At 70.5% G+C, this 13927-nt stretch carries 12 protein-coding genes; all 12 read right to left on the bottom strand.

Features of this window, described 5'->3' with window-relative positions:
* Positions 1-109: 109 nt before the first annotated feature.
* The 12 genes from ACPXB3_RS02280 to ACPXB3_RS02225 all read right to left on the bottom strand — a co-directional run bounded on the left by ACPXB3_RS02280 (position 110) and on the right by ACPXB3_RS02225 (position 13899).
* Entirely contained in the window at positions 110-1549 is a 1440-nt protein-coding gene (locus ACPXB3_RS02280) for an RsmB/NOP family class I SAM-dependent RNA methyltransferase (RefSeq protein WP_425702848.1), read from the bottom strand.
* Entirely contained in the window at positions 1546-2487 is a 942-nt protein-coding gene (gene fmt / locus ACPXB3_RS02275) for a methionyl-tRNA formyltransferase (protein ID WP_425702849.1), read from the bottom strand. The genes ACPXB3_RS02280 and fmt overlap by 4 nt, the downstream gene beginning before the upstream one ends.
* A gap of 52 nt (positions 2488-2539) precedes the next feature.
* Positions 2540-4498: a primosomal protein N' gene (locus ACPXB3_RS02270; protein WP_425702952.1), complete on the bottom strand. Its 1959-nt coding sequence runs from the start codon at positions 4496-4498 to the stop codon at positions 2540-2542.
* 80 nt (positions 4499-4578) lie between these two features.
* Positions 4579-5790 carry a methionine adenosyltransferase gene (metK, locus tag ACPXB3_RS02265; RefSeq protein WP_425702851.1) on the bottom strand — a complete coding sequence of 404 codons (1212 nt, stop codon included), beginning with the start codon at positions 5788-5790 and terminating at the stop codon, positions 4579-4581.
* 106 nt (positions 5791-5896) lie between these two features.
* A complete protein-coding gene (gene coaBC, locus ACPXB3_RS02260; protein WP_425702853.1) occupies positions 5897-7159 on the bottom strand; it encodes a bifunctional phosphopantothenoylcysteine decarboxylase/phosphopantothenate--cysteine ligase CoaBC in 1263 nt (420 codons plus the stop codon).
* Positions 7160-7178: 19 nt separating this feature from the next.
* The gene (gene rpoZ, locus ACPXB3_RS02255) at positions 7179-7478 is read right to left on the bottom strand and encodes a DNA-directed RNA polymerase subunit omega (RefSeq protein WP_425702854.1); all 300 of its coding nucleotides are present in this window, start codon (positions 7476-7478) and stop codon (positions 7179-7181) included.
* A gap of 77 nt (positions 7479-7555) precedes the next feature.
* Entirely contained in the window at positions 7556-8113 is a 558-nt protein-coding gene (gmk, locus tag ACPXB3_RS02250; RefSeq protein WP_425702856.1) for a guanylate kinase, read from the bottom strand.
* A 62-nt stretch (positions 8114-8175) separates the two neighbouring features.
* A complete protein-coding gene (mihF, locus tag ACPXB3_RS02245) occupies positions 8176-8490 on the bottom strand; it encodes an integration host factor, actinobacterial type (protein ID WP_425702858.1) in 315 nt (104 codons plus the stop codon).
* Positions 8491-8965: 475 nt separating this feature from the next.
* Complete coding sequence (locus ACPXB3_RS02240) at positions 8966-10237, bottom strand: sensor histidine kinase (RefSeq protein WP_425726204.1); 1272 nt, start codon at positions 10235-10237, stop codon at positions 8966-8968.
* On the bottom strand, positions 10234-10872 hold the full coding sequence (locus ACPXB3_RS02235; protein ID WP_425702861.1) for a response regulator: 639 nt from the start codon (positions 10870-10872) through the stop codon (positions 10234-10236). Before ACPXB3_RS02235 ends, ACPXB3_RS02240 begins: the two co-directional genes overlap by 4 nt.
* A gap of 9 nt (positions 10873-10881) precedes the next feature.
* Positions 10882-12153: a lipase family protein gene (locus ACPXB3_RS02230; RefSeq protein ID WP_425726202.1), complete on the bottom strand. Its 1272-nt coding sequence runs from the start codon at positions 12151-12153 to the stop codon at positions 10882-10884.
* Positions 12154-12234: 81 nt separating this feature from the next.
* Positions 12235-13899, bottom strand: coding sequence for an FUSC family protein (locus tag ACPXB3_RS02225; RefSeq protein WP_425726200.1), 1665 nt, complete (start codon positions 13897-13899; stop codon positions 12235-12237).
* Between the last annotated feature and the right edge of the window lie 28 nt (positions 13900-13927).

The raw sequence follows: 13927 nt of genomic DNA, 5'->3' as shown, positions 1-13927 counted from the left end.
CAGGCACCGGCCGATGTGATCGACCGAATCCTGACCGGGGTCGGCAGCGTGATCGATCGGGCCGGGGGAACCCTCACCGGTACCGCCACCACCGTGGTCGGTACGGCGGTCAGTCTCGAGTGAGTGCGGCCAGGAACATCGCGTCGGTGCCGTGAACGTGCGGCCAGAGTTGCACATGCGGACCGTCACCGAGGTCGGCGGCACCGACGAGCGGACGTGCATCGAGTTGGCGCGCACCGGGCGCCTCGGCGAGGACCCCGGCCACCAGATCGGTGGTCTCGGCCGGATGCGGCGAGCACGTGGAGTACACCACCACCCCACCGGGACGCACCAGCCGGAGCGCCTCGATGAGCAACTCCCGTTGCAGCGCAACGAGTTCCGGAACATCGGAGGGCCGGCGCCGCCATCGCGCCTCCGGCCGGCGCCGTAGCGAGCCCAGTCCGGTACACGGCGCATCGAGCAGGATCCGGTCGAAACCGGGTTCCAGCCCGGTGTGGCCGGTGACATCCCGTGCGTCGGCGACGTGGACGTCGACGGGCAGGTCGCGCACCACTCCGCGGATGAGGTCGGCACGATGTTCGCTCACCTCGACGGCGTCGAGATGGGCGTCGTCGATGTCGGCGAGAGCACCGATGAGCGCCGCCTTCCCGCCGGGACCGGCACACATGTCCAGCCAGCGCCCGTCGTCGGTACCGATGTCGGCGACGGTGACGGCGCGCGCAACCAGTTGACTGCCCTCGTCCTGCACCCCGGCGTAGCCCTGCCGGATCGCCTCCACGTCACCGGGATCCCCGCCGGGCAGATAGACACAGTACGGCGAGTACCGGCCGACCTCGCCCCCGCTGGTGAGCGCGAGCTCTTCGGCGGTGATGAATCCCGGGCGGGCCACCAGGTGGACCGGCGGACGCTCGTCGTCGGCGGCCAGCGCGGCCTGCAATTGCCCGTAGGAGTGTCCGAGCGCGTCGTAGAACACCTCCGCGATCCAGCGCGGGTGGGCATAGCGGAACGCCAGATGTCCGATGGGGTCATCGGCCAAAGAGGGTGCGAGTTCATCGACCCAGAGTTGCTCGTCGCGTTGGGACACCTTGCGCAGCACCGCGTTCGCGAATCCGGCCGGGCCCATCCCCGATTCGGCGCGCACCAGATCCACCGACGTGTCGACGGCCGCGTGCGCGCCGATCCGGGTGCGTAGCAATTGGTAGGCGCCCAGCCGCAGCACATCGAGCAGCGTCCCGTCGATCTCGGCGACCGGACGCTTGGCCGCGGCGGCGATCACCGCGTCGAGCACGCCCTGCGCCCGCGCGGCGCCGTAGGTCAATTCGGTGGCCAGCGCCGCATCGCGGCCAGTGATGTGGCGCTCCCGCAGCATCTTCGGCAACACCAGGTTGGCGTAGGCGTCTCGCTCGCGCACGGCGCGCAACACGTCGCGTGCGGTGGCGCGTACCGGGTCGACGGCCTTGTCGCGAACCTTGGCGTCGCGAACCTTGGCGTCTCGGACCCTGGCATCGTTGCCGCGCCGGTCATTCCGTCCGCTCTGCGGTCTGCTCATCCGAGCACGCTCCCCTCGTCGAGCCGGGCTCCGCGCGCCCAGTCGGTGGCAGGCATCGGTTTCTTGCCGGGTGGCTGTACGGTACCGAGCCGGACCGGGGTGGTGGCGGTCCCGACGAGCACGGCCTTCTTGGTGACCTCGACGACGCCCGGCGCGGGCCGGTTGTCGGCGGTGTCGTCGGCGTCCACGGGGGTGACGGGACCGAGTTTGAGGCGAACGTCTCCGAATGTCGTCCAGGCGCCGGGGGCTGGGGTGTGTGCCCGGATGCGGCGCTCGACGATGTGGGCGGGCAGGTCCCATCGGACGCGCGCATCGTCGACCTCGACCTTCGGCGCGTGACTGATCCCGTCGGCGGGCTGTGGCACCGGGTCCAGCTCTCGGCGCTCGATGCCCGAGAGGGTGTCGACGAGCAGCCCTGCTCCCGCCGCGGCGAGCCGGTCGAGCAGTTCGCCGCTGGTGTCGGTGGCCCGGATCGTCTCGGTGAGCACGCCGTAGACCGGTCCGGTGTCCAGACCCTTCTCGAGCCGGAACGTGGTCGCGCCGGTGGTGGTGTCGCCGGCCGCGATGGCCGCCTGTACGGGTGCGGCGCCACGCCAGGCCGGCAGCACCGAGAAGTGCAGGTTGATCCAGCCGTGCGTGGGCAGTCCGAGCAGCGACGGTGGTACCAGCCCGCCGTACGCGACGACGGCACCGGCTTCGGGGTCCCAGTCATGAAGGGTCGCTTCGACTTCCGGCTCGCCGAGCCGGCGCGGGGTAAGTACCGGAATGCCGTGGGCGTCGGCGAGTTCGGCGACCGGTGCCCGATGAACCCTGCGGCCGCGGCCCGAGACCGCGTCCGGGCGCGAGATGACGCCGACGACCTCGTGCGCGGCCCCGTCGATGAGCCGTCGCAGCGACGGCACCGCCACCTCCGGTGTTCCCGCGAACACGATTCTCACGCCGGTTGCCTCCACTCGCTGGGATCTTCTGGCGTGCGCGGGTGCGCGACGCTCACCCGATCGTAGGCGGGTCGACCTGCACCCGGATCGGTCCGGTCTCCCGTTGCGCGTTGCGCCGGATCTGCGCCGCGGTCAGCGCCCGCGCCAGGGCTCGGCCGTCTCCACGGTCGGTGCGCACCAGAATTCGCTCGATCTCGTCGGGGGCGCCATGCCCGCCCGGCCGGTCCCACTCGGCACTGCCCGCGGGCGCCCGCACCCCGTCGGGCAGCGGCACCGGGCCGAGGAGGTCGGCGCCGTCGGGCAGGTCGACGAGCCCGATGAAGTCGGTGACCAGGTCGGCCGGGCCGTCGACCGATGCCATCGTGACCGCGGGCGGGAATCCGAGCTCGGCACGGCGGGACAGCTCGGTCTCGGCGAAACCGACTGGGTCCCAGCGGATCAGGGCCTGTACTGGATGCAGCGTGGAGTCGGCGACGATCACCATCGTGCCGCCGTCGCGGCGGGGGCGGACCTGGGCACCGATCGCCGTCCATCGGCGTACCGCGTCTTCTTCGGCACGCAGGTCGGCGCGATCGAGCTGGGCCCAGGTGTCGAGGATGACCGCCGCGCCGTAGCCGCCCGGTGCCACCGGCTCGGCGCCGGGAGTCGCCACGACCACCCGGGCGCCCGGCGGCAACTCGTCGACCATGGCGCCACCGCCACTGGTGATCACCGGTGCACCTGCGAAGGCCCGACCGAGTTCCTCGGCGGTGCGGCGGGCACCGAGGGTCAGTGCACGGACCCGGTTTCCGCCGCAGTCCGGGCACCGGAAGTTGGTTTCGGGACGCCCACACCACCGGCACGACAGCGACCCGCCGGCGTCCATCTGCAGTGGTCCGTGGCAGGCACGGCAGCGCGCGTGCGCCCGGCAGCGGGCACACGCGAGCGACGGGATGTATCCGCGTCGTGGAACGCTGAACAGCACGGGGGCGTCGGCGCTCAGCGCCCGGCGCGCCGCGTCGAAGGCGACGGCCGGGATGCGCGCGGTGCGTGCCAGCGGGTCTCGGGCGACCCGTATGTCCTCATCGGTGATCGCCTCGATGGCGGCGCAATGTTCACGCACCACGGTGCGGTCGGCGACCAGGTCGTGCGCCCAGCCCGAGCTGACCAGTGCCTGCGATTCGGCGGTCCGGGCGAACCCACCGATCACCAGCCCGGCCTGCTCGTGGTGCGCGCGCAGCACCGCGATCTCGCGGGGATGCGGGTACGGCGCGCGCGGCTCGTTCAGGCTGTCGTCGCCGTCGTCCCACACGATGATCAGACCCAGGTCGTGCACCGGTGCGAAAATCGCACTGCGCGTGCCGAGGACGACGTCGGCGGCGCCGCGCCGCACCGCGAGCCAGCGGCGGTACCGGGCGGTGGGACCCAGGCCGGCGGAGAGTGTGACGCAACGATCACCGAGCATGGGCTCACATGCCGCCGCGAGGCGGTCGAGATCTCGCTGATCGGGTACGACGATCACCACGCCACGGCCGGCTGCGGCGGTCAGCGCGGCGAGGTCGGCGAGCCGATGCGGCCAGCTCTCCCCCGGCACCGCCTGCCACACCGCCCGCGGGTTGCCCGACGCCAACGATTCGAGGAACGACGCGCCGGTGCGGTAGATCTGCCAGGCACCGCGATCCGGCGCGACGACCTCGGTGGTCGGTGGCGGCGTCGCCTGCGCCTCGGTCCGGGCGTGGCGGGGCGGGACGGCGAGCCGCAACACATCCGACATGGTGCCCGCATAGCGATCGGCGACCGCTCGGCATACCCGCGCCATCTGCGGTGACAGCACCGGTTCGGCCGACACGATGCGATCGATCCAGCCCAGCCGGCCCTCGTGGTCGGACTCGTCGATGCGGTCGAGCAGGAATCCGTCGACGAGGCGACCGGCGAACCGAACCCGGACCCGGACGCCGGGCACCGCGTCGGCATCCTGGTCGGAGTCGATCAGGTAGTCGAAGGGGCGGTCGAGATGGGCCAACCCCAGCATCGGCAGGACCCGGGCGATGGGCGCTGTGCGGGCACGTTCACGAGCCCCGGCACGCTGGGCACCGACCGCCAACGCAGCAGCTACAGTCCGGCGGCCGCGCGCAGCTTCTCGGCGCGGTCGGTGCGCTCCCACGGCAGATCGACGTCGGTACGGCCGAAGTGGCCGTACGCGGCGGTCGGGCCGTAGATCGGGCGCAGCAGGTCGAGGTCGCGGATGATCGCGAGCGGACGCAGGTCGAACACCTCGGAGATGGCGCGCCGGATGACGATCGGATCGGTCTTCTCGGTACCGAAGGTCTCCACGAACAACCCGACGGGCGCGGCGCGGCCGATCGCGTAGGCGACCTGCACCTCGATCCGGTCGGCGAGGCCGGCGGCGATCGCGTTCTTGGCCACCCAGCGCATCGCGTAGGCGGCGCTGCGGTCCACCTTTGACGGGTCCTTGCCGGAGAACGCACCGCCGCCGTGGCGGGCCATGCCGCCGTAGGTGTCGACGATGATCTTGCGGCCGGTCAGTCCCGCGTCCCCCATCGGACCACCGAGCACGAACTTGCCGGTCGGATTCACCAGCAGGCGGTAACCCTCGGTCGAGAGATCGGGCAGGCCGATCTCGCCGAGCACCGGGTCGACGACCTGGCTCTGGATGTCGGGGGTCAGCATGTTGTGCAGGTCGATGTCGGCCGCGTGCTGGGTCGAGAGCACCACGGTGTCGAGCCGGATCGGCTTGTCGCCGTCGTATTCGATGGTGACCTGGGTCTTGCCGTCGGGACGCAGGTACGGCAGTGCGCCGGACTTGCGGACCTCGGTGAGCCGGCGCGAGAGCCGGTGCGCGAGTGCGATCGGCACCGGCATGTACTCGGGGGTCTCGTTGGTGGCGTACCCGAACATCAGGCCCTGGTCACCGGCGCCCTGCGCGTCGATCTCGTCCTCGGAGATGCCGCTGCGGTTCTCGTGGGAGTTGAAGACACCGCCGGCGATGTCCGGGGACTGCGCGCCGATCGCGACGTTCACGCCACACGAGGCGCCGTCGAAGCCCTTGGTGGACGAGTCGTACCCGATGTCGAGGATCTTGGCGCGCACGATGCCGGGGATGTCGACGTAGGCCGTGGTCGTCACCTCGCCGGCGACGTGCACCTGACCGGTGGTGACAAGCGTCTCCACGGCGACCCGGGCTTTGGGATCTGTCGTGAGGATGGCGTCGAGGACCGCGTCGCTGATCGCGTCACAGATCTTGTCCGGATGCCCCTCGGTGACGGACTCGCTGGTGAAAAGGCGTGACGCAGAGCTGGACATCGGATCCTCTCGAGGTCGTGACGGCGACGCGCTGACATCGCCGGTGAACGTAGAACAAAACTACACAGGGCCACCTGGCGCCCGTGTGATGGGCGTCCAGGCCTGATCAATCAGGCACCAGGGAACGAACCTCGTCAAGTATCCGGCTCGCCATGAGTGTTTTGGTACCCAGCGGCAGTGCCGTCTCCTCGCCCTGCGCCGAGAGCAACCAGCCGGTGTTGTCCTCGGTGCCGAAAGCCTTGCCGTTGCCGACCGCATTCACCACCAGCAGGTCGCAGCCTTTGCGTTTGAGTTTCGCACGACCGTGATCGAGCACACCACCGCTCTCGTCGCCGGTCTCGGCGGCGAATCCGACGATGACGGTGTCCGCGGCAATGCGTCCGGCATCACGGGCCTCGACGAGGCCCCGCAGAATGTCGGGGTTGGTGGTCAGTTCGACGGGTTCCGGGCCGTGGGCACCCTTCTTGATCTTCGATTCGGCCGTCGAGACCGGCCGGAAGTCGGCGACCGCCGCGGCCATGATCACCACGTCGGCCCGAGCAGCGCGGGTGGTCATCTCCGTGGCGAGTTCACGGGCGGTGTCGATCGGCACCACCTCGACCGCCGGCGGCTCCCCGGCCCCGTTGGTCGATCCGGACACCACGGTGACCTCGGCGCCCCGCTGGGCCGCGGCCCGCGCCAGTGCGTAGCCCTGTTTCCCGGAGCTGTGATTGCCGAGGAAGCGGACCGGGTCCAGGGATTCGCGCGTCCCGCCTGCGCTGATCAGCACGCGAACCCCGGTCAGATCGTGCGGCAACGCATCGGGACGATCCAGCAGCAGCTCGCCCACCAGGGCGATCTCCTGCGGTTCGGGTAGCCGACCCGGTCCGCTGTCGGCCCCGGTGAGCCGGCCGGAGGCCGGCGTCATGACGATGTTGCCGCGGTCGCGCAACGTGGCGACATTGGCCTGGGTCGCGCCGTGCCGCCACATCTCGGTGTGCATCGCGGGCACGAAGAGCACGGGACACGTTGCGACCAGCAGCGATGCGGTCAGCAGATCGTCGGCTCGCCCGCCGGCGGCGCGCGCCAGCAGGTCGGCGGTCGCGGGCGCGATGATCACCAGGTCCGCGCCCTGACCGAGGCGTACGTGGACGACCTCATCGACATCGTCGAACACCTCGGTGCTGACGGGATTACCCGAGAGTGCCTCGAAGGTGGCCGCGCCGACGAATTTCAGCGCGGCACGTGTCGGCACCACCCGAACATCGTGGCCGGCCTCGGTGAAGTGCCGGATGAGCGAACACACCTTGTAGGCGGCGATACCACCACCCACCCCGACGAGGATGCGTTTGCGGCTACGCGGCGCCGCCGCGGTCGTGGCTGCGGTCATCTGCAGACCCGTGGGGCTCTTACTCGCCCTCGGTGTGCTCGAGCAGATCGGAGTGGATCTCACGCATCGCGATCGACAGCGGCTTCTCCTGCAGACCCGGCTCCACCAGCGGTCCCACGTATTCGAGGATGCCATCGCCGAGCTGGTTGTAGTAGTCGTTGATCTGACGAGCGCGCTTCGCCGCGAAGATCACCAACGCGTACTTCGACGACGCGCGCTCGAGCAGGTCGTCGATCGGCGGGTTGGTGATGCCCAACGGCGTGTCGTATGACGGGGCGTCGGCGATCTCGGTCATGTCGAAATTGGTCTGCGTGCTCACGCGAACTCCTGCGGTGGTGTGTCTCTGGGTGGGAGGTCTGAGGCTCCGAATCGGCGGTGTCCGCGCCATGCGACGGGTCAGCTCGCCGCTGATTCGGGTCCGACCAGCAAGGATACCAATTCTTCGGCGGCGCGGTCGACCCGGGAGTTGACGATGACGTGATCGAACTCGTCCTGAGCAGCCATCTCGCTGCGTGCGGTGGTCAATCGCGCGTCGATCGCCTCGGGCGTTTCGGTGCCCCGGCCGTGCAATCGTGACTCGAGTTCGTCCCAGCTCGGCGGCGCCAGGAACACCAGGACCGCCTCGGGAAGCCGGTGGCGGATGTTGCGGGCACCGGTGAGGTCGACCTCCAGCAGGACCGGCGCCCCGGAGGCCAGAGCCGTCTCCACGGGGTGCAGCGGCGTCCCCGAACGCTGTAACCCGCCGTGGATGTCGGCCCATTCGAGCAACTCGCCTGCGGCGATCATGTGATCGAACTCGGCGCGCGACACGAAGTGATAATCGCGACCGTCGACCTCGCCCGGCCGCGGCTCTCGAGTGGTTGCCGACACGCTGAACCACAGCGCCGGGAGCAGTTCCCGGACCCGCGACACCACCGTCGACTTGCCCACAGCAGAGGGGCCGACCAGTACCACCAGTCGGCCCCTCGTACGTGTGGGCTGTGTCGCCGTCACGCTGCTGTGTTGGACGTGCTCGATCAGGAGCTGAACTTCTCGAGCAGCGCCTTGCGCTGACGGTCACCGAGACCGCGCAGGCGGCGGGTCGGGGCGATCTCCAGCTCGGTCATGATTTCCTGCGCCTTGACCTTGCCGACCTTCGGCAGGGCTTCGAGCAGAGCCGAGACCTTCATCTTGCCCAAGATCTCGTCGTCTTCGGCGTCCTTGAGCACCTGCTTGAGGTCAGTGCCGCCACGCTTGAGCCGCTCTTTGAGTTCGGCGCGCGCTCGGCGGGCGGCAGCAGCCTTCTCCAACGCAGCGGCGCGCTGCTCGTCTGTCAACTGGGGAAGCGCCACGGGTTCCTCCGTCTTTCGTTCTCGATCTGGACTGCACCGGCACCATGTGGTGCCCGGTGGCGTGTGGCCGCTCGAAGCGGGGGCGGTGGGCCGCCGCGAGCAAACGCTGCGACCTGCACTCACCGATTGGATGCGGCGAAAGCGACCGTACCCACGTGAGCAGGCATTTGCGAGGGCCACCCCTGGTAAGCGCCGTGATGGCGGTGCTGTAGGTTGCCCGCGGATCGACCCTGATGTGCGGGCGGACCGAGGACCACCCTACCCCGGGGCCCTGACGTGTTGCGACGATAACCGCAGGTGAGCGACGTAAGAATGAGATCGCAGCCAACGGAGAGCAGCTACCGGGCCGACGGTCTCGGCCATCGGTGACCGATGCGGATGGGACTGCTGCGACAGATGTGATCGGCCACGATTTTTCGGAACATCGATTGCGTGTTGCGCGTGTCGTGCACTCGTCGGCGGGGCGCCGCCCACCTCACGGCTCGAGTGGCACGGTTGCCACGGCCACCGTTCCGCTCCCGGTCCGGGGCCGCACCGACAATGATCCGCCGGCGACGGCCAGCCGCACGCGCCGTGATGCGAGACCGAGGTGTCCGTTCGCCATCCGCGCGTCGAGGCTCTGCTGCGACACGTCGTCGTCGGTGATCCCGATCCCGTCGTCCACCACCACGAGTCGGGCCTGCCCGTCGGCGTGTTCCAGGGTCATCTCGACGTGCCGGGCCCGGGCGTGCCGGACCACATTGCCCAGCAGTTCGCGCGCGGCCGCGAAGAGCAGGGCGTCGGCGGCGGTCGGATGATCGGGCCAGGCCGCGGTGTCTACGAGAATCGACAGGTCCGACGACGATTCGGTTGCCCGCGCAAGTTCGGTGATCGCGGTGGACAACCCGTGACGTTCGAGGACGGCCGGATTCAGCGCGGCGAGTGTCGAACGCAACAGCCGGCCGGACTGTGCGAGCGCGGTGTCCACCCGGTCGATGGCGACGGGCTCGCCGCGTCGCACGGCGTCCATCTCGGCCCGGGCGGCGAGCACGAACTGCAGTGCGCCGTCGTGCAGCGCCTCGGCGAGTTCGCGACGCTCACGGGCCTCGATCCGCACCGCGTCGTCGAGTAGCTTCGAGCGTTCCCGGGCCAGGGTGGCGATCGTGAGCACCCGTGAGCGGGCCACGGCCGAGAGCAGGATGCTGCCCGCGCCCAGCCCGGCGATCACGAGCGTGTGCAACAGCACCGACGACCACGGCTCGCCGTTGGCAGACCGGGCAGCGGCGCTGGTGAGAAGAAACACCAGCGTGGTCGGTACCGCGATCGCCGCACACACCGCCGGGCGCAACTGCGTCGCCGCGGCCATCGGGATGAACGCGAATCCGGTGAGCAACACATCGGAGGTCCAGCTCGTCTGATCCGAACGTGCGGCGAGCACCGCGACGGCGGTGAGCGCGAGCAGGTCGACGAGCAGGGCCAGCCATGCCCAGCGCAGCGTGCGCCGGGCCGCCCGCCGGGCCGGCGCGATACTCGCCAGCGCCCAGGCGAGATAGGCGCCGACGACCGCCCAGATCGGGGCACGCAACTGCGCGGGCGGGTCGAGCGCGACGACCAGTACCAGGAACACCGTCAAGGTCAGCCGCAGGACGACCTGTACCCGCAAACCCAACAGCGCGTGCTGATAGAGGATGCGGTCGAGGGCCGGCTCCCCCGACCCGGAGAAACCCCAGGCGGTGAAACCCGCTCGGGAAATGCGTCGCCTGCTCATTCGATCAGGCGGCGCCGCATGCCCTCGGCGACGGCCGCAGCCCGATCGGAGACGCCGAGCTTCTGGTACAGGTTGGCCGCATGGGTCTTGACGGTGGATGCCCCGATGTAGAGCTCGGCGGCGATCTGCGGGATGGACAGTCCACGCGCAAAGCCGTTGAGTACCTGGCTTTCCCGTTCGCTCAGCGCCGGCGCGTCCGGCTCGGAATGGGCGCGGATCTGATCGACCACCCCAGCGGCGAGCTCAGGTGGTACGACCGTGCCACCGCGGGCCACCCGTTCGACCGCGGCGATGATGGCGTCGCGGTCGGAATCCTTGGACATGTAGCCCGCGGCGCCCTCGCGCAGTGCATCGAAGACGACCACCGAATCGGTGATCGCCGACAGCAGCAGCACCTTGGTTGCCGACTTGTCCCGCGTGAGCGCATGGACGAGATCGATGCCGGTCATGCCCGGCATCTGGTAGTCCACGACCGCCACGTCGGGTTTCAGGTCGCCGATCACCTCGATGCCGGTGCGCGCGTCGGGGGCTTCGCCGAGCACCCGGATTGCTCCGCCGGCGGCCAGTCCGCGAGCAAGCCCGTCCCGGAAGAACGGGTGGTCGTCGACGACGACGACACTGATGGTCCGGTTCACAGTGACCTCCTACGGCACCGGGATCGGTGCCAGCGCCGGGCCGGGTGCGATGACCGCGCAGGTGTCGATGGCCGGACGGCCGGCGAATCGGGCGGCCAGGAAGTCGAAGCCGTCGGCGGCAAAGGGTACGTACGCCGCACCGTGCGACTTGCCCTCGTAGGTGTGGAAGTCGACACGGACGCCGCGGCCGCAGAACGTTCGCCCCAGGGTGCGGACGTCGCCGGTGATCATCACCGAGTCCCCGGTGGCGTCGGAATGCCCGACACCCAGGAACATCGGAATCCGCGGTGTTCCTGCGGTACCCATGATGTTGTCGTTCAGCGCAGCTGCCACCGCGGGCACGTCCAAGAGCGATCGGAAGGGGCCGCGGACCATCTCGGCATCGGTGAGCCCCGGATACCTCGCGGCGAACGCGGCGATGCACTCGTCGGCGACCGTCGATGTCAGCTGGGTTCCACGGGGCGACAGGAACGACGAGGTGTCGAGTCCGTAGGCGCGCTGGTAGGCGACCACGATCGCGGGGATGACCCCCGCCCACTGACTCGATCCGCTCACATACGGCAGGTTGTGTGCCAGTTCCACGGGAAGTCCGCCGGCGGCGGCGCCGACGATGCGCAGCTCGGGGGCGTATCGGGGTGCGACCTCGGCCGCGTAGTCGGTGGGTACCGACCCGCCCGAATAGCCGACCAGTCCCACCGGGGTACTGCGCGGCAGCCGCAACACCGACTCGGCGGCGCGGATGCCGTCGAGGGCGGCGTAGCCGGACTGGCGCCCCACGGTCCACTCCAGGTCCGGCCCCTCGTAGTCGGAGACGACCAGGGTGTAGCCGGCGGCGAGATACCGTGCCATCGCCGTCTGTTCGACGACGGTGACCCGCGTCGGATCGTCGCCTTGGAGGGTATAGGACGGGTCGCAGGCCGCGCCGAGTCCGTCGTAGGCCGTGTGAAAACTGACCAGACGTGTCGCGGCGGGCGCGGTCGGCGGACGCACCACGGTGGTCACCGTGGTACTCGGTGCGCCCTGTTGGTCGGTGGTGCGGTAGAGCGCCTGGGTGGCGCGCAGCGGCGTCGCGACGCCGGCGATCCCGATGGTGACCTCACGCGTGCGCAGCACCGCGCCCGGCGCCGCGTCGGTGAACGATGGTGGCGCGCTATCGAACCCGTTGCCGGGCGGGTCGGCGGCCGCCGCTCCCGGCAGGCCCGCACCGGCCATCGCCCAGCTCCGCAGTGTCAGCGCGACGGCGATGAGCACCGCCGCCGATCGTTGTCTGCGAACGGTCATCTCGCGTCTCCTGCTCGTGTCGGGCGCGCGGAGTGCACCGTCCGGAAGATGAGACTATCGGGCCGACGGGCCGACCGACGCCTACTCGCCGCCTGCGGTGGACTCGTTCTCGATATTTGCCAGCCGGCCGCGCAGGACCGCGGCAGTGGAGTCGCCGCCGTGGCGGCGCAGTGCGGTGATCTCGTCGACGATCGACTTCACGGCCAGGGACCGGGCCAGGGATCGGCGGGCGAGGGCGCCGACCGGTGGTGGCTCGAGTAGGGCGGCCCGGCTCAGGTCGATGGCGTTGCCTGCCGCCGTGTACGCCTGCTCCGAGGCCGCGGCCACGTCCGTTCCCGTGGTCACCGCCCGCAGGTAGTCGGCGCTCGCGGTGACCGCGGCGCGCAACCCCTGCGACGGGTCGGGGGCTCCCCGGCCGGGCCACAGCACGAAGCCGAAGACGACCGCGATCGCCGCGCCGATCAGGGTGTCGCCCACCCGAATGAGCGGCACGACGGGGTCCGCGGTCGCGATCGATGCGCTCATCAGCGCTCCACAAGTCACACCGATCACACTGAGCGCGTAGGACTTCGGGGCCGCGGCGACCGAGAAGCCGATGGCGATCGCCGCGGCGGCCGCGACGGGCGGCCCGCTGCCCAGCACCAGGAGCAGGGCCGCCGCGAGCGCACCGCCGGCGAGCGTGCCTGCGAGCCGGTTGACGACCCGGACGAACACAGTGCCGTATTCGGGACGCACCAGAACGCTGACCGTCAACGGGATCCACAGTGCATGTCCGGGGTCGTGCAACAGCAGGGTGACCGCCGTCGCCAGCGCCATGCACCAGCCGATCCGGATGCCGTCGGCCCATGCCCCGCGCCCCACGACCGCCCGGGCTCGCAGCTCGGCCGGAGGGGCCACATCCACCGGTTCTGCTGTGGGCCAGTCGATTCGGTCGCCATTCTGGAGAGCGTCGGCCCAGATGCGCATTTGTGCGGCCTCGGCCGGTCGAGCCTGCCGATCGACCGTCGCGGCAGCGGCCTGCAGTGCGGCGTCGGCGGCGCGTCGCCACACGTCCTCGTACGGCACCGGCCGCCGTCGCCACCGCAGGCGAGGGCCGAAGACCACCTTCCGCGCGCGCTGTGATGCGGCGACGAGCCCGGACCGCGCGGTGGGCGCCGCGCGGCTGCCCGCCGACTCGAACACCGCCGCGCACGCCCGGAACACCTCCACGACCGCGGCCCGCCGCACATCTCGCGGCCGCCACGGCCACGGTCCGAGATCGGCGACGGCGATCGCCGCGGTGCCGGCGAGATAGCACAGGCATTGCTGATACCACGACAACGCAGAGCCGCCGAACGCGGCAAACGCCACCCCGATGATCGCCATCAGGCCGGCACCGGCACCCGCCCGCCCCAGACGTCCCAGTGGCCCGGAGAACGCGCCCACCGCGCCGGCGAGCACGACCGAGCCGATCGGCCCATGGGTGAGCGAGCCGAGCGCGATACCCGCGCAGGCGCCCAGTGCCTGCCAGAGCAACGACGTCGCATAGATCGCTCGGGTGCCGGTGCGGTCGGCGAGCACCGCGGCGCACGCGGTGCCGAACAGGCACACCGCGACGAGGTCGGGGCGGCCGAGTGGGATGCCGATGGCACAGACCGCGGCGGCCGCGACGATCACCGCGGCCGCCGGTCGCAGCGCCCATGGAGCGACGGCGGGGCGCAGCGCCATGCCGGTCGCGGCGAGCCAGCCGCTGCGGGACAGGCGCATCGGTTCCCCTCCTGCTCCGGTCGCTGGT

It is taken from the genome of Gordonia sp. DT219 (assembly GCF_049847065.1).
Classification (GTDB): Bacteria; Actinomycetota; Actinomycetes; order Mycobacteriales; family Mycobacteriaceae; genus Gordonia.
Note: the sequence above shows the minus strand (reverse complement) of the source record. Positions and strands in the feature narration are given on the sequence as shown.